Below are 23,208 nucleotides of genomic sequence, written 5' to 3'. Positions count from 1 at the left end.
ATCTATTCCCTATCAGGCTGATTTTTTTATATATTAGCTCCTTTTAAATATAGATAGATCAAAATCAAGTATATACAATGCTAAAAATAGTAAAATCGCTAACACAATTAGAAAAGTTTTGTTGATTTCTACGTTCTTGGTATTTCGACTGTTAGCACGGACATCTCGCCATTGAGCAGTGAAGTGATTGGTCTGTGTTTCGCGATCTTTTCGGATACGAGAGTCTAAATCATAGATGTTTCCTTTTTCTTTTCCATCATAATAGCGAGGAGTGTAATTGTATTTTTTATTTTTTGGTAAGGAGAATAATTTAAATTTCATAACAATTTATTTTTCAGATAGATATAAAATAGTACATCTTAGTTTTTACGTTTCTTTATGAAAAAGACATCAACGGGTAATGCAAAGATAGTCATTTTTTTTAGCATAAAACTATTTTTTCAGTTTTGGTTCTTAATTTTTTTTCATATTTTCGCACCAAAACCATGTACATATTATGAATTTAACCTCGGAAAACATATTACTCGTCGGGTCTTTACTACTACTTGTTAGTATCGTTGCAGGACGAACTTCTTACAAATTCGGAGTGCCTACTTTGATTTTATTTTTAGGTGTTGGGATGCTTGCCGGTAGTGATGGTATCTTGAAAATAGAGTTCAATAATCCTGGATTGGCTCAATTCATTGGAATTCTTTCTCTGAATTTTATTTTGTTTTCAGGAGGATTGGAGACTCGTTGGAAGTCTGTACAACCCATTTTGGGACAAGGGATTATGCTTTCTACAGTTGGAGTACTGCTCACCGCCGTGTTTTTAGGAGTTTTTGTGTGGTATGTTACTGATTTTACTATTTTTGAGAGTTTGCTATTAGGTTCGATTGTGTCATCGACTGATGCTGCTGCTGTATTTTCGATTTTACGATCTAAAAATCTAGAACTCAAAGAAAATTTACGTCCAACTTTGGAGTTTGAGAGCGGAAGTAACGACCCTATGGCTTACGTTTTAACAACTACTTTTTTAGGTTTGGTACAAATTCCTGATCAAGATTTATTAGGTGTAATTTTTATTTTCTTAAAGCAGATTATATTAGGTGGTATTTTAGGATTTATCTTTGGGAGACTTAGTAAAATTATTTTCAACAGAATATCTTTAGGATTTGAAGGATTATATCCTGTGTTAGCCATAGCTTTAATGTACATTACTTTTTCAGGAACCGAAGCACTTGGTGGTAATGGATTTTTAGCAATTTACGTAGCTGCGGTTTACTTAGGTAATCACAGTTTTATCCACAAAGGAAGTGTTATCAAAATGTTTGACGGATTGGCATGGTTAATGCAAATTGTGATGTTCTTGACCTTAGGTTTATTAGTTAATCCTTCTGAAACCATTCCATTGATGGGAATTGGATTGTTGATTTCTGTATTCTTGATTTTAGTCGCACGTCCATTAAGTGTGTTTTTGGGAACATTGCCTTTCAAAATGAGTTTCGCACGACGTTCTTATATTTCGTGGGTTGGACTCCGAGGAGCTGTACCTATTGTATTTGCCACGTACCCTATGTTAGCAGGTCTTGAAAAAGCAAATATCATCTTTAATATAGTATTTTTTATTTCGGTAACTTCCGTATTAATTCAAGGAACAACACTTTCAATGGTAGCCAAGTGGCTCAATTTGGCATCTGAACAACCTGCCGAAAATGAAGAAAACCCAGCCGATGCTATCAAGAGAGAACATCCTCGTGCGGTCATGCAAGAAATTTTTATTCCAGAAGATTGCTATGTGGTAGACAAAAAAATAGTAGATGTGGACTTTCCTTCCAATGCCATTATAGCAATGATAAAACGCAAAGACAAATACATAACTCCTAACGGTTCTACCCAAATTGAAGGAAATGATACCCTGATTGTTATATCTGATAACACCCAAGTTATGGATGAAGTTCGCAATGCTTTGGAGTTGGAGTCATAATTTTAATAATAACTTGAAGATTTTTTCACTCAGATAAAAGTAGAAATAAATTACCAGAGAGAGGGGATACCTATGGAAGTTCAAAAATAAATTTAAAATTCATATGAAGCAGTTATTTAAATTTTTTATATGTCTCTTTTCGATAAGTGTGTTTTCACAATCGATTGATAACAAGTTGTTTACTGTAGAAAGTAAGTATGATTTCAAGCAGACAATAAAGTTACTCAAAAAAGGATTGACCTCGGAGAATATACAAATATTTTCAGTGATTGATCATAGCAAAGCAGCTAAAAAATCGGCACTACATTTGGCTCCTACCACAGTTTTAATTATAGGGAATCCGAAAGTAGGTACCGTTTTGATGCAAGAAAATCAATTATTAGCTATTGAATTACCTTTAAAAATACTTATTAGAGAAGTCAATGGGAAAACTTTTGTAACCTATAAACGTTTAGAAACCTTATATAATGATTATACGATTGAAAAAACAAAACCTTTACTTGAAAAAATTGACCAAGCAATACTAAAAATAATAGAAAAAAGTATTTCTACATAAGTTCAATCTAATATGTGGAAAAAAAGTTTATTTTTAATATGTTGTTAAACAGTGTTTTATAAATATTTTCAAAAAAAACTCAAAAAAAAGTGATTAAAAATTTGGAGAGAATAAAAAAAGTCGTATCTTTGCAACCGTAAAACAAAAGGATAGGCGGGAGTAGCTCAGTTGGTAGAGCGTCAGCCTTCCAAGCTGAATGTCGCGAGTTCGAACCTCGTCTCCCGCTCAAAGCCGTCGAAAGACGGCTTTTTATGTATATAAAATATATGTAACCTTACTTCTCTAATTTGACTATTTTACAACTGTAAAAATACTGATGCTATGGATTTATTTTACGCTGTTGATTTGGCAGGAGTTTTTGTATTTGCTATTTCAGGAGCTTTGGCTGCTCGCGAAAAGAAAATGGATTTGTTCGGGATTTTCATCATCGCGTTCGTTACTGGACTTGGAGGGGGAACCCTACGAGACGTACTATTAGGTCGAACACCGGTTTTTTGGATGCAAGCCCCTATTTACGTAGCAATGATTTTCGGAGGAACCTTGTTTGCTATTATCTTCCGAAATAAAATTCATTATTTGCGAAAATCCTTATTATTATTTGATACTATTGGTATCGCTTTTTTTACCATTATTGGAACAGAGATAGCACTTTCCTTTTCCTATGAATTGCATCCGACCATTGTTGTGTCTATCGGAGTGATGAGTGCTTGTTTTGGTGGAGTTATTCGAGATATACTCTGTAATGATATTCCTGTAATTTTTCATAAAGAAATTTATGCAACTCCTTGTGTTGTAGGTAGTTTAATGTATTTGGGGTTGAAAGAGCTACCTTTTTTTCACGATTATATTTCTTTGATAACCATTGTTTTTATTATAGCTTTTCGAACTTATGCCATCAAAAAATCATTGGAATTGCCTAAAATAGGTTAGCTCACATATCCGAAAAACTTGAATATAACGCTGAGTACATAAATACTTTTATATCTTTTCAAAGAAAAAATATACGCTAAAAATTGTCAATTCAAAAAAAAATATTACATTTGCCTCGTCTTCAAGGAACACTATCTAAAAAGATTTTCTCAAAACGCATACTATAATATTTTTCTGAACAACCAAAGTAGCTACAATGTTTTGATAGCTATTAAAACCCATATTTCTTTAAATAATTTAAGATTCAAATGTTAGACATTACAGATTTAAAATCTATGAAGCTACCTGAATTGCAGGGAATAGCTCAAGCAATGAAAGTGCCTAAGTTTCGCAGTTTCAACAAAGAGGATTTGATTTACCAAATTCTTGATCATCAGGCAGCTAACCCTTCTCAAGAACAACAGGAAAGCGAAAAGAATGAGGTGAAAACCAAAAAGCAGACACAAAAGAAAACTCAAAGAAAGACTGTAACAAATAAAAAGAAATCAAATTCAGCCTCGACTACCACTCCAACAGTTCCTCAAAAGGAGGAAAAGATACAAGAAGAAAATACTCAAAACAACGGAAAAACTAATAAAGAACAACTTCCAAAATCCGATGCTAAGGAAAATGTTACCACTAATAATAAGGAGAATAAACAATTCCAGAAAGTAGGATTTCAGAAAAAGAATAACCAAAATACTACAAATCAATCTCAACAAACATCTCAAAATCAGCAGAAGACAGGGCAAAATCAGAATACCTATCGCAATGGAAATGGACAAAATAACAACTCTGAAAATTTTGATAAAGAGAAACGAAATCGATACCGTTCACCTGATTTTGAATTTGATAGCATCGTAGAGTGCGAAGGAGTTTTGGATATTATGCAGGACGGCTATGGATTTCTGCGTTCTTCGGACTACAACTACTTAGCATCTCCCGATGATATTTATGTCTCCCAATCACAAATCAGATTGTTTGGATTACAAACAGGAGATACCGTACTGGGTGAAGTGCGTCCCCCGAAGGAAGGTGAAAAATATTTTCCTTTGCTTAAGGTTTTGAAAATCAATGGTCTTGATCCGCAAATTGTACGTGATCGAGTACTTTTCGAGCATTTGACTCCACTTTTTCCCAATGAAAAATTTAAATTGGCAGATAAAGGAAGTACGCCTTCAACGCGTATTATTGATCTATTTTCTCCTATTGGAAAAGGGCAAAGAGCAATGATTGTAGCTCAACCTAAAACAGGTAAAACGATGTTACTTAAGGATATAGCTAATGCTATTTCAAAAAATCATCCAGAGGTGTACTTGATGGTATTGCTCATTGATGAACGTCCGGAGGAGGTTACGGATATGCAACGAAGTGTTCGTGGTGAAATCATCGCCTCAACCTTTGATAAAGAGGCTTCGGAGCATGTGAGAATAGCCAATATTGTTTTAGAAAAAGCCAAGCGATTGGTTGAATGTGGACATGATGTGGTTATTCTTTTAGATTCAATCACTCGTTTGGCACGAGCATACAATACCGTGCAACCAGCCTCAGGTAAGGTGCTTACAGGAGGTGTGGATGCTAATGCTTTGCACAAACCCAAGCGTTTTTTTGGAGCAGCTCGCAATATTGAAAATGGAGGTTCTCTGTCAATTATTGCAACCGCTCTAACCGAAACTGGATCAAAGATGGATGAGGTTATTTTCGAAGAATTCAAAGGAACAGGAAATATGGAATTGCAGTTGGATCGCCGTATTGCTAATCGTCGTATTTTCCCTGCCATCGACCTGATTTCGTCTTCAACCCGTCGTGATGATTTATTACTTGACGAAAAAACATTGCAACGTATGTGGATTCTACGTAAATACTTAGCCGATATGAATCCTTTGGAAGCTATGGAATTTATGGAAAATAGAATTAAACAAACTCGCGATAATGAGGAGTTTTTATTAACAATGAATCAGTAAAAAAAAAATAATAAAATATTTCATAATTAATTTAAAATGGAAATAAAAGTAGACGCAAACAAAGTTGATATGTTTATCGTATCAAATGGAAAGTACTTCAAGAGTGAGGCTATTCCTTACATCCGAAAACAGTTGTCTGAAATGAATGAAAATCAGTGGGTTATGCTACAGAGTTTACAGTTTAAGGACTCGCAAACAGCCTTAATCGTTTCTCTTATTGGAGGAGGTTTGGGTATCGACCGTTTCTTCATTGGCGATATTGGTTTGGGAATTGCTAAATTGCTTACTTGTGGAGGTTTAGGAATTTGGACAATTGTCGATTGGTTTTTGATCATGGATGCCACTCGTGATAAAAACTTTGAAATGTTACAAAATTTATTGCGATTTTGACCTCAAGAAACCTGTATGTTTTTGTAACGCTTCTTTCTATTGTTGGATGGATTTGGTTAGTAGTTAACTTGTTTCTTGAACAACATAGCGTTGGGGTGTCTGTTTGTTTGTCAAAACAAATCACCGATGTTCCTTGTCCTTCCTGTGGTTCAACTCGTTCGGTTCTGTCCGTTTTTAGAGGTGATTTTTTGGAAGCGATTTTTCGGTGGAACCCTTTGGGGATTGTTGTTTCACTGGCCTTGATGATTCTTCCCATATGGCTGGTCTATGACTTTTTGACAAAAAAACAGACACTGTACCAAAAATATATTACAGCAGAAAATCTATTAAAAAATCCGTATCTTTACATTCCGCTTTTTATATTTTTGGCATTGAACTGGATTTGGAATATTTATAAAGGACTATGATTGAGATATCTAATTTTAATAAAAGACTTACGGAAAGTGAAAAAGAACGAGCTTCATATAGCTACCTGATGTCAATTGTAGTGTTGCTTGTGGGGTTACCTTTGCCGATTGTAAATTTAATTTCAACTTTCTTTTTTTATATTGCTAACCGAAATAATACCTTTTTTGTTCGTTGGCACTGTATCCAGTCTTTAATTTCGCAACTCAGTGTTTTTTTCGTCAATACAGTTGGATTTTGGTGGACAATTTCCATTATTTTTGGAAGTAATGAAGTTTCTAATCTGTATATTTCTTATGTTTTAGCAGCTATTATTTTTAATATTTGGGAGTTTGTAGTCACATTTTATACAGCAACAAAAGTTAGAAAAGGCATACACATTTCGTGGTGGTTCTATGGAGATATTACGAATCTAATAGTTAAAAATAATGATAGGAAGACTGATTTTTAGAGGTTTAGCTGTTTTTGGTGTTTTTTTCATCTCTTGGTTACTATTGGCTCAAATCAACTGGATTGGGGTGTTTAATTTCCTACCCAACAATTCAAAGTACCTACATAAAATTGAGGAGAAATTGGGCGAAGTTACCTTAGCTGATTTTAAACGGTACAATTCGGAATTGGAGAATGTCTTTGTTTCAAAAACTATTGATAGTATTGTAGCAAAAATATGTACAGCTAACGGTATTGTAAAAGATTCTTTGAACGTATACATATTCAGCAATTCTGAGGTAAATGCTTTTGCTTTACCTGATAATCAAATGGTTATATATACAGGGTTGATCCAAAAAACTGAAAATCCTGAAGCCTTAGCGGGGGTCATTGCTCATGAATTGGCTCACATTCAGAAAGGTCACGTGATGCAATCGCTAAAAAAGGAAATTGGGTTAGGAGTCTTATTCACTGTACTTACAGGACAAAGCGACTATACACTAATTTCTGAAATTAGCAAAATGCTTGTTTCTTCCTCTTTCAGTCGAAAAATGGAAAAAGAAGCCGATCTTTTGGGAGTGGAATATCTCATAAATGCTCAAATAGATCCAGTACCTTTTGCCGATCTAACAAGCAATCTTAATGATATCGAATTCAAAGCACTGAAATGGATTAACTCGCATCCTATGTCGGAAGAGCGTAGTAAATATATTATGAAAGTTGTTGATAATAAGGATTTTACTTTCAGAAAGCTTGTCCATACATCTACTTGGGAGAAGATTAAAGAACAAATTAATACTGACTTATGAGAAAGATTTTCAGCGTAATTTTTTGTTTGTTATCACTTTCATTATCAGCACAAAGTAAGATAAAACAAGCTAAAAATAATTTAGGAACTCTACAGCAAACGCAGTTGGGAAGCTCCTCACAAAGTAGTGGTTACAGCACTTCATTTGGAGATTCTTCTGTAAGTTTTTGGGATATATTTTTTGAGTCTTTCCTATATGACCTCACTTTGGCATTGGCATATAATATTGCTTTTGAAACTGAAGCTGAATCCGAAGGACGTATGAGTCGAGCTACATTAAATCGGTATCCTTTTTACGGAAATTCAAAAGGTGACTACCAGTACGAAGCTCCTTGGGAAGACTTTGTGTTATGGCGATTAGAGGGCTCAAATTACTATTTTTCAGAAAAAGGACGCTTCTTTACCAATGATTTTAATGCAAAGGTTCGTATTGGAGAGCGTTTTGGCATCAATTTACAATATTTACACTTTTGGGAAAAATTGCTACAAGCTGAGGACGAAAAATTAGATATTTTTGTGCTTACGGGTGAATACTACCGAATTAGAACTCAACGGGTTTCTACTCATTGGGGAATTGGGGCAGGATATGTAGGTAACGAATTGAAACAATGGGGATTAGCTTTTGAGTTAGGAAATGAAATATTCTTTAGGCCTTTTTCCCTTCATGCTGATTTAAAGTATGTTTATTTCAAACGAAACGATGTATTTTCATTTTCTGTTGGGCCTCGATTCTATTATCGAAACTTACATATCGGAGCAAAATATCAACGAATGAATTTGGCAAGTGTGCAAACCTCAGGCTTCAGTGTAGGTTTGGGAATTGTTTTTTGATATATATTATCGTGTTTTTATGTTGATATACAGTCACTTGTATTTGAATTACTTTTTTTGTAAAATATTTGTAAGAAAAACTTTTTTATTTCAAAAATATACGTATCTTTGCAACCGCATTTGGGGGAAGATACTCAAGCGGCCAACGAGGGCAGACTGTAAATCTGCTGACTATGTCTTCGCAGGTTCGAATCCTGCTCTTCCCACTAAAAGAGATTTTCAGTTTTGAAGGTCTCTTTTTTCGTATACGATCATTTCGTTTTTTAATCATTTTATAAAATAAATAGCTATGTATAAGCAATTTATCCAGCCAATACTCTTTTCATTAGATCCTGAAAAAGCCCATCACTTAACGTTTTCACTGTTAAAAATCATCCATAAAATCCCTGGAATTCCTTCCCTGCTTCGTTCCATCTATCAAGTAGAGCATCCCGCTTTGGAGCGTGAGGTTTTTGGAATTAAATTTAAAAATCCGGTAGGACTCGCGGCGGGGTTGGATAAGGAAGCAAAACTCTACAAAGAATTGTCAAACTTAGGTTTTGGATTTGTTGAAATCGGAACAATTACTCCGAAAGGGCAACCTGGTAACCCTAAAAAACGTCTGTTTCGTTTGAAAGAAGATAAAGCCATTATAAATCGAATGGGATTCAACAATCAAGGGGTAGAAGAAGCGATACAACGCTTGAAAACGAACAAAAACGTACTCATTGGAGGCAATATAGGTAAAAATAAAATTACTCCAAATGAAAACGCAGTAAACGACTATAGCTATTGTTTTGAACGTCTTTTCCCATATGTGGATTATTTTGTGGTGAATGTAAGTTCTCCTAATACGCCTAATTTGAGGACATTACAGGAAAAAGAACCATTAAAATTGTTACTCAATACATTGCAACAATTAAATCTTGCTAAGGAAAAGCAAAAACCAATACTTCTAAAAATTGCACCTGACTTAACCGATGAGCAATTGCTCGACATTATCGATATTGTTAAAGAAACAAAAATAGCAGGAGTAATCGCTACCAATACAACTATTTCACGTGAAGGATTGCAATCAGCCAATAAAAATGAAGTAGGAGGACTTAGTGGGAAACCGCTTACCAAACGCTCTACTGAGGTCATTCGTTTTTTAAGTGAAAAAAGTGGTAGAGCCTTTCCTATCATTGGAGTTGGGGGCATTCATTCAGCAGATGATGCCATTGAAAAATTGAACGCGGGGGCGTCACTCGTGCAACTTTATACGGGCTTTATTTATGAGGGGCCTAATCTTATCAAAGAAATTAATAAAAAACTAATAGCTACCGCAGGGCAGCGTAGTTGAGTTTTAAATATCGAAGTAGAATCAGACAAGAGACTTTTCAGAATATGGAGTCTCTTTTTATATGACTCTTGAAACGGTCAAACCGTCACGAATTGGAAATAAAACGGTTTCTACACGTGGGTCTTCTTTGATTTTTTTGTTGTACTCAAGCAGAGCAAGAGTTTGTTTGTCGTTTGATTTCACATTTTGTACCACTTTTCCGCTCCAAAGTACATTGTCCGATAGAATAATCCCCCCCGAGTTCATCTTGTTGATAATCAAATCGAAATATATAGCATAATTTTGTTTGTCGGCATCAATAAAAACCAAATCAAACTTGGTTTCCAATGTAGGAATAATGTCTTTTGCTTTTCCTAAATGCTGAATGATTTGTTTGCCTTTACCACTTCGGTCAAAGAATTCTCGTTGTAGTTCTTGTAATTCTTCCTTAATATCAATGGTGTGTAAAACGCCATTTTTTTGCAGTCCTTCAGCCAAGCATAATGTAGCATATCCAGTGTAGGTACCTATTTCTAAAATTGCTGATGGACTAATAAGTTTTGATAATAAACTCAATACACGCCCTTGAAAATGACCGCTAATCATACGGGGTTGTAAAACTTGCAAATGGGTACGACGAGTCAGCTCCTGTAATAAAAGAGGTTCATTTTCTGTATGTTCAGAAGCATATTCTTCAATTTCTTTAGGTAAAAAGTGCATTTAATGATTTTTATATATTGTTGTATATCAGTAATATAAGAAGTAAAGATTGTAAAAAAATAACATTCAGTTGGCGATTGTTCAAATCTTATTTATTTTTGCAAACATACTAAAAAAATAAGAAATGCAAAACGGAATTTACGCAAAATTTAAAACTACCAAAGGTGATATTTTGGTAAAATTGACGCATGACAAAACTCCTGGAACCGTTGGGAATTTTGTAGCATTGGCAGAGGGAAAACAAAAAAACAATAGTAAACCCTTAGGTACCCCTTATTACGATGGGTTAAAATTTCACAGAGTGATAGCCGATTTTATGATTCAAGGAGGTTGTCCTTTGGGTACAGGAACAGGAAATCCTGGATATCAATTTGATGATGAATTTCGCTCAGATTTGAAACATGACAAACCAGGAATCCTATCCATGGCAAATGCAGGGCCTGGCACTAATGGAAGCCAGTTTTTTATTACACACGTACCAACACCTTGGTTGGATGGAAAACATACTGTTTTTGGTGAAGTTGTTGAAGGTCAGGGTGTTGTAGATGCTATATCTAAAGGAGATATTATCAATGCAATTGAAATCATTCGAGTAGGAGAGGAGGCTCAACAATGGGACGCCGTGCAGGTTTTTGAAACGTTCAATGCCGAAAAAGAAGAACGCATAGCAAAAGCTCGTGAAAAAGCAGAAAAAGAATTAGCTACTGAAACCGCAGGATTCGAAAAGACTAAAAGTGGATTGTTCTATAAGATTATTGAGAAAGGAACAGGAAAACAGGCTGAAGCAGGCGAAGAAGTAGCCGTACATTACACGGGGATGTTGCTCGATAAAACTGTTTTTGATTCATCATACCGTAGAAAACAACCATTGAAGTTTACTGTTGGAGTAGGACAGGTGATTGAAGGATGGGACGAAGGAATTCTATTGCTTCAAGAAGGAGATAAAGCTCGTTTGGTAATTCCATCTGATTTGGCATATGGAAGTCGTGGTGCAGGAGGAGTAATTCCACCAAATGCTCCGTTGATTTTTGATGTGGAATTGGTAAAAGTGTACTGATAATAAACTATTAGAAATGAAGTTAGTCCAATTTAGATAAGCATTATTTGGGCTAACTTCATTTTGTATATGTTTATTAATATTAAACACGGAATAAAATACTCTTATTTAAAAAACTAACTTCAAATCCAATGTCCTTTTGAAATCCTGTAATAGAGGGTTTAATTCCACCAAACGGGCAAATTTTTCGTCTGGGGTTACGCGTATTTTATGTATAATTTCCTCATTTTCAATGATGTTTAATGAGATGTCATAATTACTAAGTGATTTGCGTAGAAAACCCAATAACTTAGCTTCTTCACGATGAACCTCATCACGAATCGTTTTGTTTGGAACTTGTAAATCAAGAACAGTTCCATGCAGAGTCGGTTCTCCCATTTCTAAAGTGGATGCTTGAATGCGTTCTCCTTGGGCTTTTAAGGTTTCAACGTATGCATTAAAGCTATCAAAAAACTCTTTTTCAGTGAATTTTTCACGAGGTAAAGAGGCTTCGTCGATTTCTTCTTCCTTGAAATTTCGCAATACCTCTTGCTTGACTACAACACTTTTGATGGAGTAGTTCGACACTACCTCCTTCCTTGCTTCGGCACTGATGGAAGGAATCTGTTCCTGTACAGGAAGTGTTGTTGATTTATTAGTTATCTGCTTGGATACTACACTATTATCCTCTTCGGGAGTGTTTCCATTGAAAATATGAGCTGGGATTATGAAGCGTCCATCATTTTTTTTTTATCTCCTTCAAAGGTCAATGAAGCCAATTGCATTAGAGCAATCTCAACCAAAAGTCGCTGATTTTTACTAGTTCTATATTTTAAATCACAATCGTTGGCGATAGTAATGGCTTCCATCAGAAAAGGAACACTTGCCTGTTGTGTCTGTTGTGCGTATTTTCGTTTGGTTTCTTCTCCCATTTCCATTAGTGAAATCGTAGACATGTTTTTACATACCATTAAATCTCTGAAATGACTCGCAAGTCCTGAGATGAAATGATGTCCGTCAAAGCCTTGTGCTATGATATTGTTGAAAGTTACCAATAAATCAGGCAGTTTGTTCTTTAAAATAAGATCTGTTACGTTAAAGTATGTTTCATAGTCCAAAACGTTCAAAATCTCAGAAGTTGCCTGACGCGTTATTCTATCTCCCGAGAAACTTACTACTCGGTCAAAAATAGAAAGAGCATCACGCATGGCTCCATCCGCCTTTTGAGCGATTATTTGAAGAGCCTCATCTTCAGCCTCAATCCCTTGTTCTCCAGCTATATATTTTAAATATTCACGAGCGTCGTTTACTGTAATTCTTTTGAAATCAAATATTTGGCATCGAGAAAGAATTGTGGGAATGATTTTGTGTTTTTCCGTGGTTGCTAAGATGAAAATAGCGTGTTTTGGAGGCTCTTCTAAAGTTTTTAAAAACGCGTTAAAAGCAGCAGTCGAAAGCATATGCACCTCGTCGATGATATACACTTTATATTTTCCCACTTGTGGCGGGATACGCACTTGCTCTATCAGTTTACGGATGTCGTCCACGCTGTTGTTTGAAGCTGCGTCCAACTCAAAAATATTGAACGCAAAATCGTTATCATCTTGAGTACCGGAATATTGTTCGTTAATTTTCTTTGCTAAAATTCTGGCACAAGTTGTCTTTCCCACTCCACGAGGCCCTGTGAATAGAAGTGCCTGTGCTAAATGATTATTTTCAATAGCATTGGTCAACGTATCGGTAATGGCTTGTTGCCCCACCACATCGCGAAACGTTTGCGGACGATATTTTCTGGCTGATACTATAAAATTGTTCATGCGTAATATTTTTCATTTGGCTTTGCACCTCCGTTCCCTTATCAAAGCCTTAAAGTGTAGGTGTTTTTGCCTAATATCCTAATATTTTTAGCATATCTTCCGCTTTTTGTTGTTCCATAAACAGGCGGGAAGAGATTTTTCCTTCTTCGTCTTTGTCAATAAGTATGATTTTAGGTTGTGGAATCAGACAGTGTTGCAACCCACCTACACCTCCAATAGTGTCTTGATAAGCTCCTGTATTGAAAAAACCAATGTATAACGGTTTGTTTTTGTTATACTTAGGTAAATAAATAGCGTTCATGTTTTGTTCACTATTGTAGTAGTCATCACCATCGCAGGTCAATCCTCCCAACAGAACGCGTTCGTATTCGTCATTCCATCGATTGATAGGCAGTAGCACAAAACGTTTGTTAATAGCCCATGAATCAGGCAAGGTTGTGATAAATGAAGAATTTATCATATTCCATTTTTCACGGTCGTTTTGTTGCTTTTGGTACATGATTTCATAAATTGCCCCTCCAGCTTCTCCCACTGTGAAACTTCCAAATTCGGTAAAAATGTTTGGTACAGGCACTTTTTCCTGGTCACAAGCAATTTTTATCTGACGAATGATTTCATCGACCATATATGCGTAGTCGTACTCAAAAGCTAATGAACTTTTGATAGGGAAACCGCCTCCAATGTTCAGGCTGTCTAACTCAGGAGCTACTTTCTTCAATTGAATATACACTTTCAAACATTTCAGAAGCTCGTTCCAATAGTAAGCATTATCCTTGATCCCTGTATTAATGAAAAAATGTAACATTTTTAATGTAACTTTTTCATTATCTTTTATCTCACGGTTGTAAAAAGGAACAATGTTTTTGTAGCCGATTCCCAAACGACTGGTGTAGAACTCAGAACGAGGATCTTCCTCTGAGGCAATACGAATGCCTATATTGTATTTTCCGTTGATTTTCTTATCGAAAAGATTGATTTCCTCGTAGTTGTCTATGATTGGCATACACCTGTCAAATCCACGATTTACTAAGTCAGCGATGCCATCAATGTATCCATTGCGTTTGAACCCATTGCAAATGATATGGTTTTCTTTTGTGATTCGTCCTTCCTGAATCAAGTTGTTGATGATGTCTATATCAAAAGCCGAAGAAGTTTCCATGTGGATATCGTTCTTCAAAGCTTCGACCATAACATGCTTGAAATGAGAACTTTTTGTGCAATAGCAATAGTTGTAATTTCCTTTATATTTATGTTTTTTTATCGCTTTTTGAAACCACGATTTGGCTCGTTGGATATTTTCTGAAATTCGAGGCAAATACATAAATTTTAACGGAGCTCCGTATGTACGAACCAGCTCCATTAAGTCAATATCGTGAAAACGAAGTTCGTCTCCTTCTAATCTGAATTCTTCTTGTGGAAAATAGTAAGTTTGGTCTATTAAGTCGATGTATTTATTTTTCATTTATATTGATTTTTTATATTAGGTTAAAAAAAATTTTTTGATTAAATAACTATTTTTTTCGGCGTGTTAAAATCAAAAAAAGGAATAAAATCAGTATAGAAAATTAAATACGCAAAGGCAATAATCTTTTTCTTCGAGGTTGTTCTTGTGATTTCTCAACAAACCTCAATCGGAAAAATATCAAAATATCTTTTCCTTTGAAAATAGAATCTAAAATATTTTTTCTTTCAATGCGAAGAATATTCATTATTTGTAAAAGGTGCTTTCTTAATTATCAATTACTTACCTATAAAAACGCATATAACATGCACACACGTTGCAAAATTATATATTTTATTGGAATAAACATATATTTTTTTGAAATTAATATCAACAAATTGTTCATAAAAATAGAACACAAAAATATTTTAACTTTAAATAAGGGACAAAAAATCTTAACCTATTGATATGGCAACAGTTGCTTTTCGTTGTTAAAATCCTGTTGAAAACATATTCGTTTTTCATTATTATATTTAAAAATTATGCCTTTATTTTGCATTCGAGAAATAGATATACCATGACTCCGTATATATTTTTCTTTTATTTTATCTACTTGAAAATTAACTATTTAACTTAATAATAAATAATCATTCCCTAAGTAAAATTAAGGAAAAAACTAAACAATCATTATGAACGAAGAACAAAACATTTGGTGGCTCAATGAAGAATCCGAACAGATTTTAAACAGAGGGTATTTGTTAAAAGGAGAAACCGTTGAAGGAGCAATTGATCGCATCACTCATGCAGCGGCTCGTAGGCTTTACAAACCTGAATTACAACCTGCCTTTAAAGAGATGATTACCAAAGGATGGATTAGTTTTTCATCACCCATTTGGGCAAATATGGGAACGGAACGTGGTTTGCCAATTTCGTGTTTCAATGTACATGTACCTGATAGTATTGAGGGGATTACGCACAAATTAGGTGAGGTAATCATGCAGACTAAAATCGGAGGTGGAACATCGGGCTATTTCGGGGAGTTGCGTCATCGTGGTTCTGCTGTTACCGACAATGGAAAATCAAGCGGCGCAGTGAGTTTCATGAAGCTTTTTGATTCGGCTATGGATGTGGTTTCGCAAGGAGGCGTTCGCCGTGGAGCTTTCGCTGCTTATTTAGATATTGACCACCCTGATGCAGAGGAGTTTTTGCAAATTAAAGATGTTAATTTTCCGATTCAGAATCTGTTTTTTGGTATTTGTGTTCCAGATTATTGGATGCAAGAAATGATTGATGGCGACCTTGAGAAACGCAAATTATGGGCAAGAGTATTGGAATCACGTCAACAGAAAGGACTCCCATACATTTTCTTTACGGACAATGTGAACAGAAATCGTCCTCAGGTCTACAAAGATCATAATATGCTCATCCGATCAAGTAATTTATGTAGTGAAATTATGTTGCCATCCAGCTTTGATGAATCGTTCATTTGCTGTTTGTCATCAATGAATTTGGAATTATTTGACGAATGGAAAGATACTAAAGCTGTGAAATTAGCTATTTTCTTCTTAGATGCTGTTTTGTCGGAATTCATTGAAAAAACAGAAGGAAATTACTACTTACAGGCAGCGAGAAATTTTGCCATCCGCCACCGAGCGCTGGGATTAGGTGTATTAGGGTATCATTCTTATTTACAGAAAAATATGATTCCGTTTGAAAGTTTTGAAGCAACACAATTTAATGCTCGTGCTTTCAAACATATTAAGGAAGAGGCGGATAAAGCTACCAGAGAATTGGCACATATCTATGGTGAGCCTGAGCTTTTGAAAGGCTATGGGCGTAGAAATACTACCACTATGGCAATCGCTCCTACTACATCAAGTTCTGCCATTTTAGGACAAGTTTCGCCGGGGATTGAGCCTTATTCAAGTAATTACTACAAAGTAGGATTGGCAAAAGGAAATTTTATGCGTAAAAATAAATACCTAACTGCCTTGCTTGATGAAAAGGGATTGAATAATGAAGATATTTGGAGAAGTATTCGCTTAAATCACGGTTCGGTTCAGCATTTGCAAGAACTAACCCAGCATGAGAAAAATGTATTTAAAACTTTCAAGGAAATATCTCCAATGGAAATCATTACCCAAGCAGCTCAGCGTCAGGCTTATATTGACCAAACACAAAGTTTGAACTTGAACATTCCTGCTATTATGCCAATCAAAGATGTGAATAAGGTGCTGATTGAGGCATGGAAACTGGGTGTGAAAACATTGTACTACCAACGAAGTCAATCGGTTGCTAAGGAGATGATGATGAATTTTGTGAATTGCAGTAGTTGTGAGGCATAATACGAATAATGAAAATATAAATGGAATACTAACAATGAATAAACTTACTTTTTTTCTGATTTTCTGTTCCATAATGGTGTTTTCACAAGAGAAATCTGTGGAAGATATATCCTCAAAAAAAATAGATCGAGGGATGATAAATCCTTTTAGGAGAATGTATCAGGAGTTTGCTACTCCAAATCAGTATAGAACGGCTTCTGGGGCTCCAGGAGTGGCCTATTATCAACAACAGGCTGATTACGTGATGAAAATAGAAATAGATGATCAAACACAAAAATTGTATGGTGAACAGACTATTACTTATCATAACAATTCTCCCGAGACATTAGATTATTTGTGGTTACAGTTGGATCAAAACAAGCGTTTGCCAGAAGCTCCAACCAAAAAACGAAATAGCAAATTTATGGACGTGGCTTATGAACCTCAACGATTTGCTGAAACTTTTATGGCAGTACCTTTTGAGGGAGGTTACCATATTGAATGGGTCAAGGATGCTACTGGTAAAGAGTTGGCGTACACCATCAATGAAACGATGATGCGAGTGGATTTAAAACAACCTTTGGCATCGGGAACTAAAGTTTCTTTTTCAGTGAAATGGTGGTATCAGATCAATAATTATCAAAAAAATGGAGGAAGAGCTGGTTATGAATATTTTCCAAAAGATGATAATTGCTTATATGTAATCGCCCAGTTTTTTCCACGTATGGCGGTCTATAACGATGTCGAAGGTTGGCAAAATGAACAGTTTTGGGGCAATGCCGAATTCGCCTTGAATTTTGGAAATTATGATGTTTCCATTACAGTTCCTGCAGATCATATTGTCGAAGCCACAGGTGAATTGCAAAACCGGAAAGAGGTATTCTCCCCTAAGATGTTAGAGCGATATGCCTTGGCTGAGAGATCATTTGAGAAACCTGTCGTAATTGTGACCCAAGCCGAAGCTGAGGCTAAAGAAAACAAAAAAGAAACTGCAAAAAAGACATGGCGTTTCAAAGCATCAAACGTGCGTGATTTTGCGTTTTCAAGTTCTCGTAAATTTATTTACGATGCTATGGCAGTAAAAATAGGTAATAAGAAGGTAATGGCTTTATCACTTTATCCGAAGGAAGCAAATCCCTTATGGGAACAGTATTCAACTAAGGTGGTAGCTCATACGCTCAAAACATACTCAAAATTTACGTTTGACTATCCGTATCCGAAAGCAGTGTCTATTAGTGCTGAAGATCAAGGAATGGAATATCCAATGATTTGTTGGAACTATGGTCGTCCAAATTCAGAAGGATCCACCTCAATGGATACTAAATTTGGAATGATAAGTGTAATCACTCATGAGGTGGGACATAACTTTTTTCCCATGGTTGTAAATTCAGACGAGCGTCAATGGGGGTGGATGGATGAAGGAATGAATACCTATTTGCAATACTTTGCTGAACAGTCCTACGGGGAGCAATATCCTGAGGACATTGCTCCTTATAAAAGGTATCCAAGCAAACGTGGATTTGCCAAACAGATTGTGAAATATATGTCAGGTGACCCAACTTACTTGGAGCCAGTAATGTCTAATCCAGAGGAAGTTACTAGATTAGGAGAGAATGCGTATGGCAAACCAGCTGCAGGATTTGCTCTTTTGCGAGAAGTAATTATGGGACCTGAATTGTTTGATTTTGCTTTTAAAACATATGCTAATCGTTGGAAATTCAAACACCCTATACCCGAAGATTTTTTTAGAACTATGAGTGATGCTTCAGGTGTTGAATTAGACTGGTTTTGGAGAACATGGTTTTATTCTACTGAGTATGTCGATTTGGGTATTAAATCTGTAAAACTGTACCAAGTATCGGATACGCCAAACGACAAATTGAAGGCAATGTTAAAAGAGCGAAACATGAAAATTACGGACTTACAGCCTTTAGTACATGTTGTTTCCAAAGGAGATGCTGCTTATAAAAAAGAGAATTTCGACAAACATCCATATGAATTATCAATTCCCTTAGGAGATTATGTTGCCGATAATCGGTCGTTGGAGCAACAGTCAATGGCTCCGCAACCTACATATTTTTACGAAGTAACGTTCGAAAAAAAAGGAGGTGTTCCAATGCCTATTTTATTGCAGGTTAATTATGCTGATGGTGCTTCGGAAATGATGAAATTTCCAGTACAAGTGTGGCGATTGAATAATAGGGAGTTCACGTACATCATAACATCTAATGAACGTATAACTTCATTTATGATTGATCCTGAAGAACTTACAGCAGATATTAATACTCTAAATAACCATCATACTACTGAAGAACTATAAAATAAGGATTACACTGATTTTCAACATACTAAAAGAAGCTGTCCGAAGAGGGTAGCTTCTTTGTTTTCATAGAAAAGGCATAAATTACATTTTACCAAGAAAAATCTATTTTTCACTTTGAAGTAACATTTTTCAGATACATATTTTGAACCAAAAACGGATTTTCTTTTTGCTTCCTTTTCTGATCCAAATGAAAATAATTGTACTTCACATACGCATCAATATGCTTATTTTCAGCTATTTCATAATTCTCTGCCGTATCCTGTATCTACACAAGACCTCTTTACTTTGTTTGTTGTGAGCTTGTTCAAAACCGTCCAAATGTTTTTTTAAGTGGTGGTATCGGCAGTTGTTTGATGAATACTTAAATAAGTAATAAATTGATTTTCAGTAGAAATATCAACATTATATCCAGCTTTTAGCTGACCATTTTGCATATGGTCATGATTGTTCACTTATTTTAATTTTAAAATTATGGAGTTCACGAATCTTCGATTTCATCCGCATAAAAGTTGCATCAGGGTCTGTTTTGCTGTACGAATTTCTATCTCCCATTGTTTCAAGGTGCTGCTCGTAGCTTTCCAATTTCGGAAGATGCTCATTCTGAAGTTTTTGGGTTTATTTTTCTTGTTTTTTAGTAGGTTCTTTTAGCTTTTTGTTGATTTCGGATAATTTTTCACGAAGTGTTTTAGAATCAAAGGTCGTAACGGATAGGCTTTTGGAGCTTTTAATGAGACAAATATACAACACAAACACTTAATAATTAATTGTTTAAATGTTTATTTCTCATTTTTATCCTACAAAGGTTTTTACTGTCCAAAACCGATGAGTTACATAAAAAACGTCCAAAAATCAAAAACTTTTGGACGGGAGTGATTTAATAAATATTTTTCGAGGGATACTCTAATTTTCCCTTTTTTACTCTTTTCAACATCTTCAAAGAACATTCTCAAACTAACAGTCGGCTAAACTAACAGCCACAGCTAACCCTCCTTCCGAAGTTTCTTTATATTTATGATTCATATCCTTGGCAGTTTCCCACATAGTGCTAATTACTTTATCAATAGGGACTTTCGCATTTTTGGGGTCTGTTTCGATAGCGAGTTCAGCCGCGTTAATTGCTTTGATAGCTCCCATAGCATTTCTTTCAATACAAGGCACTTGCACCAAACCTCCGATGGGATCACATGTAAGTCCTAAATGGTGTTCCATGGCAATTTCAGCAGCTATAAGCACCTGGTCTGGCGTACCTCCCATCAACTCACATAAAGCTCCTGCCGCCATTGCTGATGAAACGCCAATTTCAGCTTGACAACCACCCATCGCAGCAGAAATAGTAGCTCCCTTTTTAAATAAACTACCTATTTCACCCGCTACTAACAAAAATTGCTTGATTTGCTCATTGGAAGCCTCATGATTTTCAATAGTTAAATAATAGAGCAATACAGCGGGAATTACACCCGCACTTCCGTTAGTTGGAGCTGTAACCACGCGACCCAATGAGGCATTTACTTCATTGACAGCCAGTGAAAAACAGCTTACCCATTTCAATATTTCACGGAATTTAACATTCGTTTTTTTGATAGAAAGCAACCAATCTTGTGGATTGTGATATGTTACCACCCCAATCAAATTTTTATGAATATCATAAGCACGACGACGAACGTTTAGCCCTCCAGGCAGTATCCCCTCAGTGTGGCAACCTATGTAGGCACATTCAAGCATTGTATTCCAAATACGCAATAGTTCGCTATCAATTTCGGCTTCTGAACGTATAGATTTTTCATTTTCGAAAACAATTTCTGAGATTTTTTTGTTTTCTCTATGACAATATTCTAGCAATTCGGTAGCTTTTTCAATTGGAAAAGGAAAATTTCGGACAACTTTTCCTGTATTATTGTCGCTTTCTTCGTTTTCTTTGATAATAAAACCTCCTCCTATAGAATAAAAAGTAGAATTATATTCAAAATCATTGCCTTTTGCGATAAAAGAAATTCCATTGGCATGGAAAGGTAAGAAGTTTTTGTTAAAAACAATATTTTCTGAAGGAATGAATTTAATAATTGACTCATTCCCTAAGCAAAGTTCCTGATTCCTATTGATGGCATTGATGATGACTTCTAAACTTTCAATAGGGACATACTCAGGGTCAGCACCACTAAGCCCTAACATCACAGCTAAGTCCGTAGCATGCCCTTTTCCAGTTAAGGACAATGAACCATATAAATCTACTCGAACTTCAAAGGTTTTATGTAAAAAATTTTTGTCTTTCAATTCTTTAACAAATGCCTCAGAAGCTCTCCAAGGGCCTAAGGTATGTGAACTTGAGGGGCCTATCCCTATTTTTAACATATCGAATACGCTGATTCTTTCCATTGTATTTGCTGTCATAGTAAATTTACCGCAAATATAGTAATTTAGGCTGTTCTGTAGTTAAAATTTTCTGGAAATATTTTACCGAATTACGGTCAATTTTTGCCACAGAGGCTCATCGGGTAGGGGAGCGATGATTTCGATTTTTTCCTTTTTTACAGGATGAATAAAACTCAATTTTCGAGCGTGTAAATGAATACTACCGTCTGCATTTGAACGTCTGGCTCCGTATTTTAAATCACCCTTAATAAAGCAATCTACAGCAGCTAATTGTGCTCTAATTTGATGATGTCTTCCTGTAATTAATTGAATTTCCAACAGATAGTAATTGGTTAGTTTTTCTAACACTTTGTAATGTAAAATAGACTTTTTACTATCTTTAACTTCTTTTGAATGGGCTGTGGATTTATTTTTCTCCGAGTTTCGCGTAAGCCAATGAACTAAGGTTCCCTCGCTTTCGGTCGGACAGTTATCAGTCATTGTCCAATATGTTTTTTCAACAGCGGTCTTATTGGCAAATAGGATATTGAGCCTTGAAAGAGCCTTTGAAGTTTTTGCAAAAACAACAATTCCTGTAGTAGGTCTATCTAAACGATGTACCACACCAAGGAAAACCTCTCCTGGTTTATGGTATTTCTCTTTGAGATATGATTTCACAATTTCACTGAGTGGAGTGTCGCCAGTTTTATCACCTTGAACGATGTCTCCTGCTCGTTTATTGATGATGATTAAATGATTGTCTTCGTAGAGAACGTCTAAATTTTTTTCGTTTGAAATTACTTTCATATTTTCGTTTTTTAGTCAAATACATAAATCGGAAGTCGTCATAGAACAAACCTCCCAAAAGTAATGCTATAGCAATGGTAAGAGCGTATAGATTCATCTTCATCTTAACGAAGAAAAAACCTCCGGATAATCCTCCTAAAAAGAAAAAGGTAATGATAAATAATCGAAGTTTAATAGTTGATTTTAAGTTTTTTAGCTGATTTTTGTGTTTATTTTTACTCAGATAAATCCACTGTGAAAGTTCGATACCCAAGTCTGTGAAAAGTCCCGTTAGGTGGGTAGTTCGTACCACTGAATTTGATATTTTCGTAACGAAAGAGTTTTGTACACCCATTGCAAACAGCAGAATAAAGGCTGTCACATCATTCGAAAAATCAGTGATAAAATAGTTGAGAGCCATCGCTGTAAATAACAAAAAGCACTCAACAATGGTTGGAGCTAAAAAAATATTGTGTTTTTTGTAAAAATTTGCTGTTTCTATTAAGTAACCCGATGTAAATGAACCCATTAGAAATGAAAGAATATATAATAAATAGAGGGTTCCTTTCCAAAATTCCATAATAAAAACGTCGTACATAAAGAGTGCAAAATGCCCCGTTACGTTAGTTGTCAATTTCCCTAAAAATAGAAATCCAACAACATTTACGACCCCTGCAACGAAAGATAATACTACCGCTATTTGCAGATTATTTTTTTGAGTCCTTTTCTTTCCCTGATGTCGAAACATTTTATAAGCCTTAAAAATCAATAACCTCAATAAATCATACAAGGGCGTATAGACTACGCCCCTGCATGTATTTACCTTTTGTAAAAAGATATAGTGTCATTGACTA

At 35.4% G+C, this 23,208-nt stretch carries 21 protein-coding genes, 2 tRNA genes and 1 pseudogene; 15 read left to right on the top strand and 9 right to left on the bottom strand.

The features are described 5' to 3' along the window. Positions 1 to 33 precede the first annotated feature (33 nt). On the bottom strand, positions 34 to 321 hold the full coding sequence (locus tag CGC49_RS01005; protein WP_042345328.1) for a hypothetical protein: 288 nt from the start codon (positions 319 to 321) through the stop codon (positions 34 to 36). Between the two features lie 175 nt (positions 322 to 496). Between CGC49_RS01005 and CGC49_RS01000 the strand changes: the two genes are divergently transcribed. The 12 genes from CGC49_RS01000 (at position 497) to CGC49_RS00945 (ending at position 9,579) form a co-directional block, all read left to right on the top strand. Then, a complete protein-coding gene (locus tag CGC49_RS01000; protein ID WP_042008163.1) occupies positions 497 to 1,966 on the top strand; it encodes a potassium/proton antiporter in 1,470 nt (489 codons plus the stop codon). 103 nt (positions 1,967 to 2,069) lie between these two features. Further along, a complete protein-coding gene (locus tag CGC49_RS00995) occupies positions 2,070 to 2,522 on the top strand; it encodes a DUF302 domain-containing protein (protein WP_064504542.1) in 453 nt (150 codons plus the stop codon). Positions 2,523 to 2,675: 153 nt separating this feature from the next. Next, positions 2,676 to 2,748 (top strand) — tRNA-Gly (locus tag CGC49_RS00990). A gap of 95 nt (positions 2,749 to 2,843) precedes the next feature. Continuing rightward, positions 2,844 to 3,452: a trimeric intracellular cation channel family protein gene (locus CGC49_RS00985; protein WP_095893175.1), complete on the top strand. Its 609-nt coding sequence runs from the start codon at positions 2,844 to 2,846 to the stop codon at positions 3,450 to 3,452. Positions 3,453 to 3,700: 248 nt separating this feature from the next. Continuing rightward, positions 3,701 to 5,395: a transcription termination factor Rho gene (rho, locus tag CGC49_RS00980; RefSeq protein ID WP_042008158.1), complete on the top strand. Its 1,695-nt coding sequence runs from the start codon at positions 3,701 to 3,703 to the stop codon at positions 5,393 to 5,395. Positions 5,396 to 5,431: 36 nt separating this feature from the next. Continuing rightward, positions 5,432 to 5,785, top strand: a complete 354-nt coding sequence (locus tag CGC49_RS00975) for a TM2 domain-containing protein (protein ID WP_095911652.1) — start codon at positions 5,432 to 5,434, stop codon at positions 5,783 to 5,785. Further along, the gene (locus CGC49_RS00970; RefSeq protein ID WP_042008154.1) at positions 5,782 to 6,192 is read left to right on the top strand and encodes a DUF2752 domain-containing protein; all 411 of its coding nucleotides are present in this window, start codon (positions 5,782 to 5,784) and stop codon (positions 6,190 to 6,192) included. Before CGC49_RS00975 ends, CGC49_RS00970 begins: the two co-directional genes overlap by 4 nt. Continuing rightward, entirely contained in the window at positions 6,189 to 6,641 is a 453-nt protein-coding gene (locus tag CGC49_RS00965; RefSeq protein WP_042008152.1) for a hypothetical protein, read from the top strand. The genes CGC49_RS00970 and CGC49_RS00965 overlap by 4 nt, the downstream gene beginning before the upstream one ends. Next, positions 6,619 to 7,428 (top strand): M48 family metallopeptidase, encoded by an 810-nt coding sequence (locus tag CGC49_RS00960; RefSeq protein WP_095911651.1) that lies wholly within the window; start codon positions 6,619 to 6,621, stop codon positions 7,426 to 7,428. Before CGC49_RS00965 ends, CGC49_RS00960 begins: the two co-directional genes overlap by 23 nt. Continuing rightward, positions 7,425 to 8,258 carry a hypothetical protein gene (locus CGC49_RS00955; protein WP_095911650.1) on the top strand — a complete coding sequence of 278 codons (834 nt, stop codon included), beginning with the start codon at positions 7,425 to 7,427 and terminating at the stop codon, positions 8,256 to 8,258. The genes CGC49_RS00960 and CGC49_RS00955 overlap by 4 nt, the downstream gene beginning before the upstream one ends. 124 nt (positions 8,259 to 8,382) lie before the next feature. Next, positions 8,383 to 8,464 (top strand) — tRNA-Tyr (locus tag CGC49_RS00950). An 83-nt stretch (positions 8,465 to 8,547) separates the two neighbouring features. Continuing rightward, on the top strand, positions 8,548 to 9,579 hold the full coding sequence (locus CGC49_RS00945; RefSeq protein WP_042008147.1) for a quinone-dependent dihydroorotate dehydrogenase: 1,032 nt from the start codon (positions 8,548 to 8,550) through the stop codon (positions 9,577 to 9,579). Positions 9,580 to 9,636: 57 nt separating this feature from the next. Here the strand turns inward: CGC49_RS00945 and CGC49_RS00940 are convergent, their stop codons facing one another. After that, positions 9,637 to 10,278 carry an O-methyltransferase gene (locus CGC49_RS00940; protein ID WP_042345323.1) on the bottom strand — a complete coding sequence of 214 codons (642 nt, stop codon included), beginning with the start codon at positions 10,276 to 10,278 and terminating at the stop codon, positions 9,637 to 9,639. Positions 10,279 to 10,402: 124 nt separating this feature from the next. Here CGC49_RS00940 and CGC49_RS00935 point away from each other — a divergent pair, with 124 nt between their 5' ends. Further along, positions 10,403 to 11,335: a peptidylprolyl isomerase gene (locus tag CGC49_RS00935; protein ID WP_095911649.1), complete on the top strand. Its 933-nt coding sequence runs from the start codon at positions 10,403 to 10,405 to the stop codon at positions 11,333 to 11,335. A 108-nt stretch (positions 11,336 to 11,443) separates the two neighbouring features. On the opposite strand, the gene CGC49_RS00930 is transcribed toward CGC49_RS00935, so the two are convergent. The 3 genes from CGC49_RS00930 to CGC49_RS00920 form a co-directional block, all read right to left on the bottom strand. Next, a complete protein-coding gene (locus tag CGC49_RS00930; RefSeq protein ID WP_042345319.1) occupies positions 11,444 to 11,902 on the bottom strand; it encodes a hypothetical protein in 459 nt (152 codons plus the stop codon). Positions 11,903 to 12,039: 137 nt separating this feature from the next. Continuing rightward, positions 12,040 to 13,131, bottom strand: coding sequence for a DNA polymerase III subunit gamma/tau (gene dnaX / locus CGC49_RS00925; RefSeq protein WP_042008136.1), 1,092 nt, complete (start codon positions 13,129 to 13,131; stop codon positions 12,040 to 12,042). A gap of 70 nt (positions 13,132 to 13,201) precedes the next feature. After that, positions 13,202 to 14,593, bottom strand: a complete 1,392-nt coding sequence (locus CGC49_RS00920) for a decarboxylase (RefSeq protein WP_042008134.1) — start codon at positions 14,591 to 14,593, stop codon at positions 13,202 to 13,204. A gap of 668 nt (positions 14,594 to 15,261) precedes the next feature. On the opposite strand from CGC49_RS00920, the gene CGC49_RS00915 reads away from it, so the two are divergent. Then, on the top strand, positions 15,262 to 16,917 hold the full coding sequence (locus CGC49_RS00915; protein WP_042008132.1) for a ribonucleoside-diphosphate reductase subunit alpha: 1,656 nt from the start codon (positions 15,262 to 15,264) through the stop codon (positions 16,915 to 16,917). Between the two features lie 34 nt (positions 16,918 to 16,951). Then, positions 16,952 to 19,216, top strand: a complete 2,265-nt coding sequence (locus CGC49_RS00910) for a M1 family metallopeptidase (RefSeq protein ID WP_095912650.1) — start codon at positions 16,952 to 16,954, stop codon at positions 19,214 to 19,216. Between the two features lie 332 nt (positions 19,217 to 19,548). On the opposite strand, the pseudogene CGC49_RS11140 reads toward CGC49_RS00910, so the two are convergent. The 4 genes and pseudogenes from CGC49_RS11140 to CGC49_RS00895 all read right to left on the bottom strand — a co-directional run. Then, positions 19,549 to 19,795, bottom strand: a pseudogene (locus CGC49_RS11140) (hypothetical protein); the annotation flags it as partial. A gap of 375 nt (positions 19,796 to 20,170) precedes the next feature. Then, positions 20,171 to 21,592 carry an L-serine ammonia-lyase gene (locus CGC49_RS00905; RefSeq protein WP_095912649.1) on the bottom strand — a complete coding sequence of 474 codons (1,422 nt, stop codon included), beginning with the start codon at positions 21,590 to 21,592 and terminating at the stop codon, positions 20,171 to 20,173. A 78-nt stretch (positions 21,593 to 21,670) separates the two neighbouring features. Then, on the bottom strand, positions 21,671 to 22,375 hold the full coding sequence (locus CGC49_RS00900) for an RluA family pseudouridine synthase (RefSeq protein WP_095893168.1): 705 nt from the start codon (positions 22,373 to 22,375) through the stop codon (positions 21,671 to 21,673). Next, on the bottom strand, positions 22,305 to 23,102 hold the full coding sequence (locus CGC49_RS00895) for a YoaK family protein (protein WP_095911648.1): 798 nt from the start codon (positions 23,100 to 23,102) through the stop codon (positions 22,305 to 22,307). The genes CGC49_RS00900 and CGC49_RS00895 overlap by 71 nt, the downstream gene beginning before the upstream one ends. Positions 23,103 to 23,208 lie beyond the last annotated feature (106 nt).

This window comes from Capnocytophaga sp. H4358 (assembly GCF_002302515.1).
Lineage (GTDB): Bacteria > Bacteroidota > Bacteroidia > Flavobacteriales > Flavobacteriaceae > Capnocytophaga > Capnocytophaga canis.
The sequence above is the reverse complement of the archived record's forward strand: the minus strand, read 5'-3'. Positions and strand labels throughout refer to the sequence as shown.

Coding starts and splice junctions, on each gene's coding strand:
- CGC49_RS00945 (WP_042008147.1), top strand. CDS start 8,548: ATGTATAAGCAATTTATCCAGCCAATACTCTTTTCATTAGATCCTGAA.
- CGC49_RS00975 (WP_095911652.1), top strand. CDS start 5,432: ATGGAAATAAAAGTAGACGCAAACAAAGTTGATATGTTTATCGTATCA.
- CGC49_RS00915 (WP_042008132.1), top strand. CDS start 15,262: ATGAACGAAGAACAAAACATTTGGTGGCTCAATGAAGAATCCGAACAG.
- CGC49_RS00935 (WP_095911649.1), top strand. CDS start 10,403: ATGCAAAACGGAATTTACGCAAAATTTAAAACTACCAAAGGTGATATT.
- CGC49_RS01005 (WP_042345328.1), bottom strand. CDS start 321: ATGAAATTTAAATTATTCTCCTTACCAAAAAATAAAAAATACAATTAC.
- CGC49_RS00910 (WP_095912650.1), top strand. CDS start 16,952: ATGAATAAACTTACTTTTTTTCTGATTTTCTGTTCCATAATGGTGTTT.
- CGC49_RS00955 (WP_095911650.1), top strand. CDS start 7,425: ATGAGAAAGATTTTCAGCGTAATTTTTTGTTTGTTATCACTTTCATTA.
- CGC49_RS00960 (WP_095911651.1), top strand. CDS start 6,619: ATGATAGGAAGACTGATTTTTAGAGGTTTAGCTGTTTTTGGTGTTTTT.
- CGC49_RS00900 (WP_095893168.1), bottom strand. CDS start 22,375: ATGAAAGTAATTTCAAACGAAAAAAATTTAGACGTTCTCTACGAAGAC.
- CGC49_RS00920 (WP_042008134.1), bottom strand. CDS start 14,593: ATGAAAAATAAATACATCGACTTAATAGACCAAACTTACTATTTTCCA.
- dnaX (WP_042008136.1), bottom strand. CDS start 13,131: ATGAACAATTTTATAGTATCAGCCAGAAAATATCGTCCGCAAACGTTT.
- CGC49_RS00940 (WP_042345323.1), bottom strand. CDS start 10,278: ATGCACTTTTTACCTAAAGAAATTGAAGAATATGCTTCTGAACATACA.
- CGC49_RS00905 (WP_095912649.1), bottom strand. CDS start 21,592: ATGGAAAGAATCAGCGTATTCGATATGTTAAAAATAGGGATAGGCCCC.
- CGC49_RS00895 (WP_095911648.1), bottom strand. CDS start 23,102: ATGTTTCGACATCAGGGAAAGAAAAGGACTCAAAAAAATAATCTGCAA.
- CGC49_RS00995 (WP_064504542.1), top strand. CDS start 2,070: ATGAAGCAGTTATTTAAATTTTTTATATGTCTCTTTTCGATAAGTGTG.
- CGC49_RS01000 (WP_042008163.1), top strand. CDS start 497: ATGAATTTAACCTCGGAAAACATATTACTCGTCGGGTCTTTACTACTA.
- CGC49_RS00985 (WP_095893175.1), top strand. CDS start 2,844: ATGGATTTATTTTACGCTGTTGATTTGGCAGGAGTTTTTGTATTTGCT.
- CGC49_RS00965 (WP_042008152.1), top strand. CDS start 6,189: ATGATTGAGATATCTAATTTTAATAAAAGACTTACGGAAAGTGAAAAA.
- rho (WP_042008158.1), top strand. CDS start 3,701: ATGTTAGACATTACAGATTTAAAATCTATGAAGCTACCTGAATTGCAG.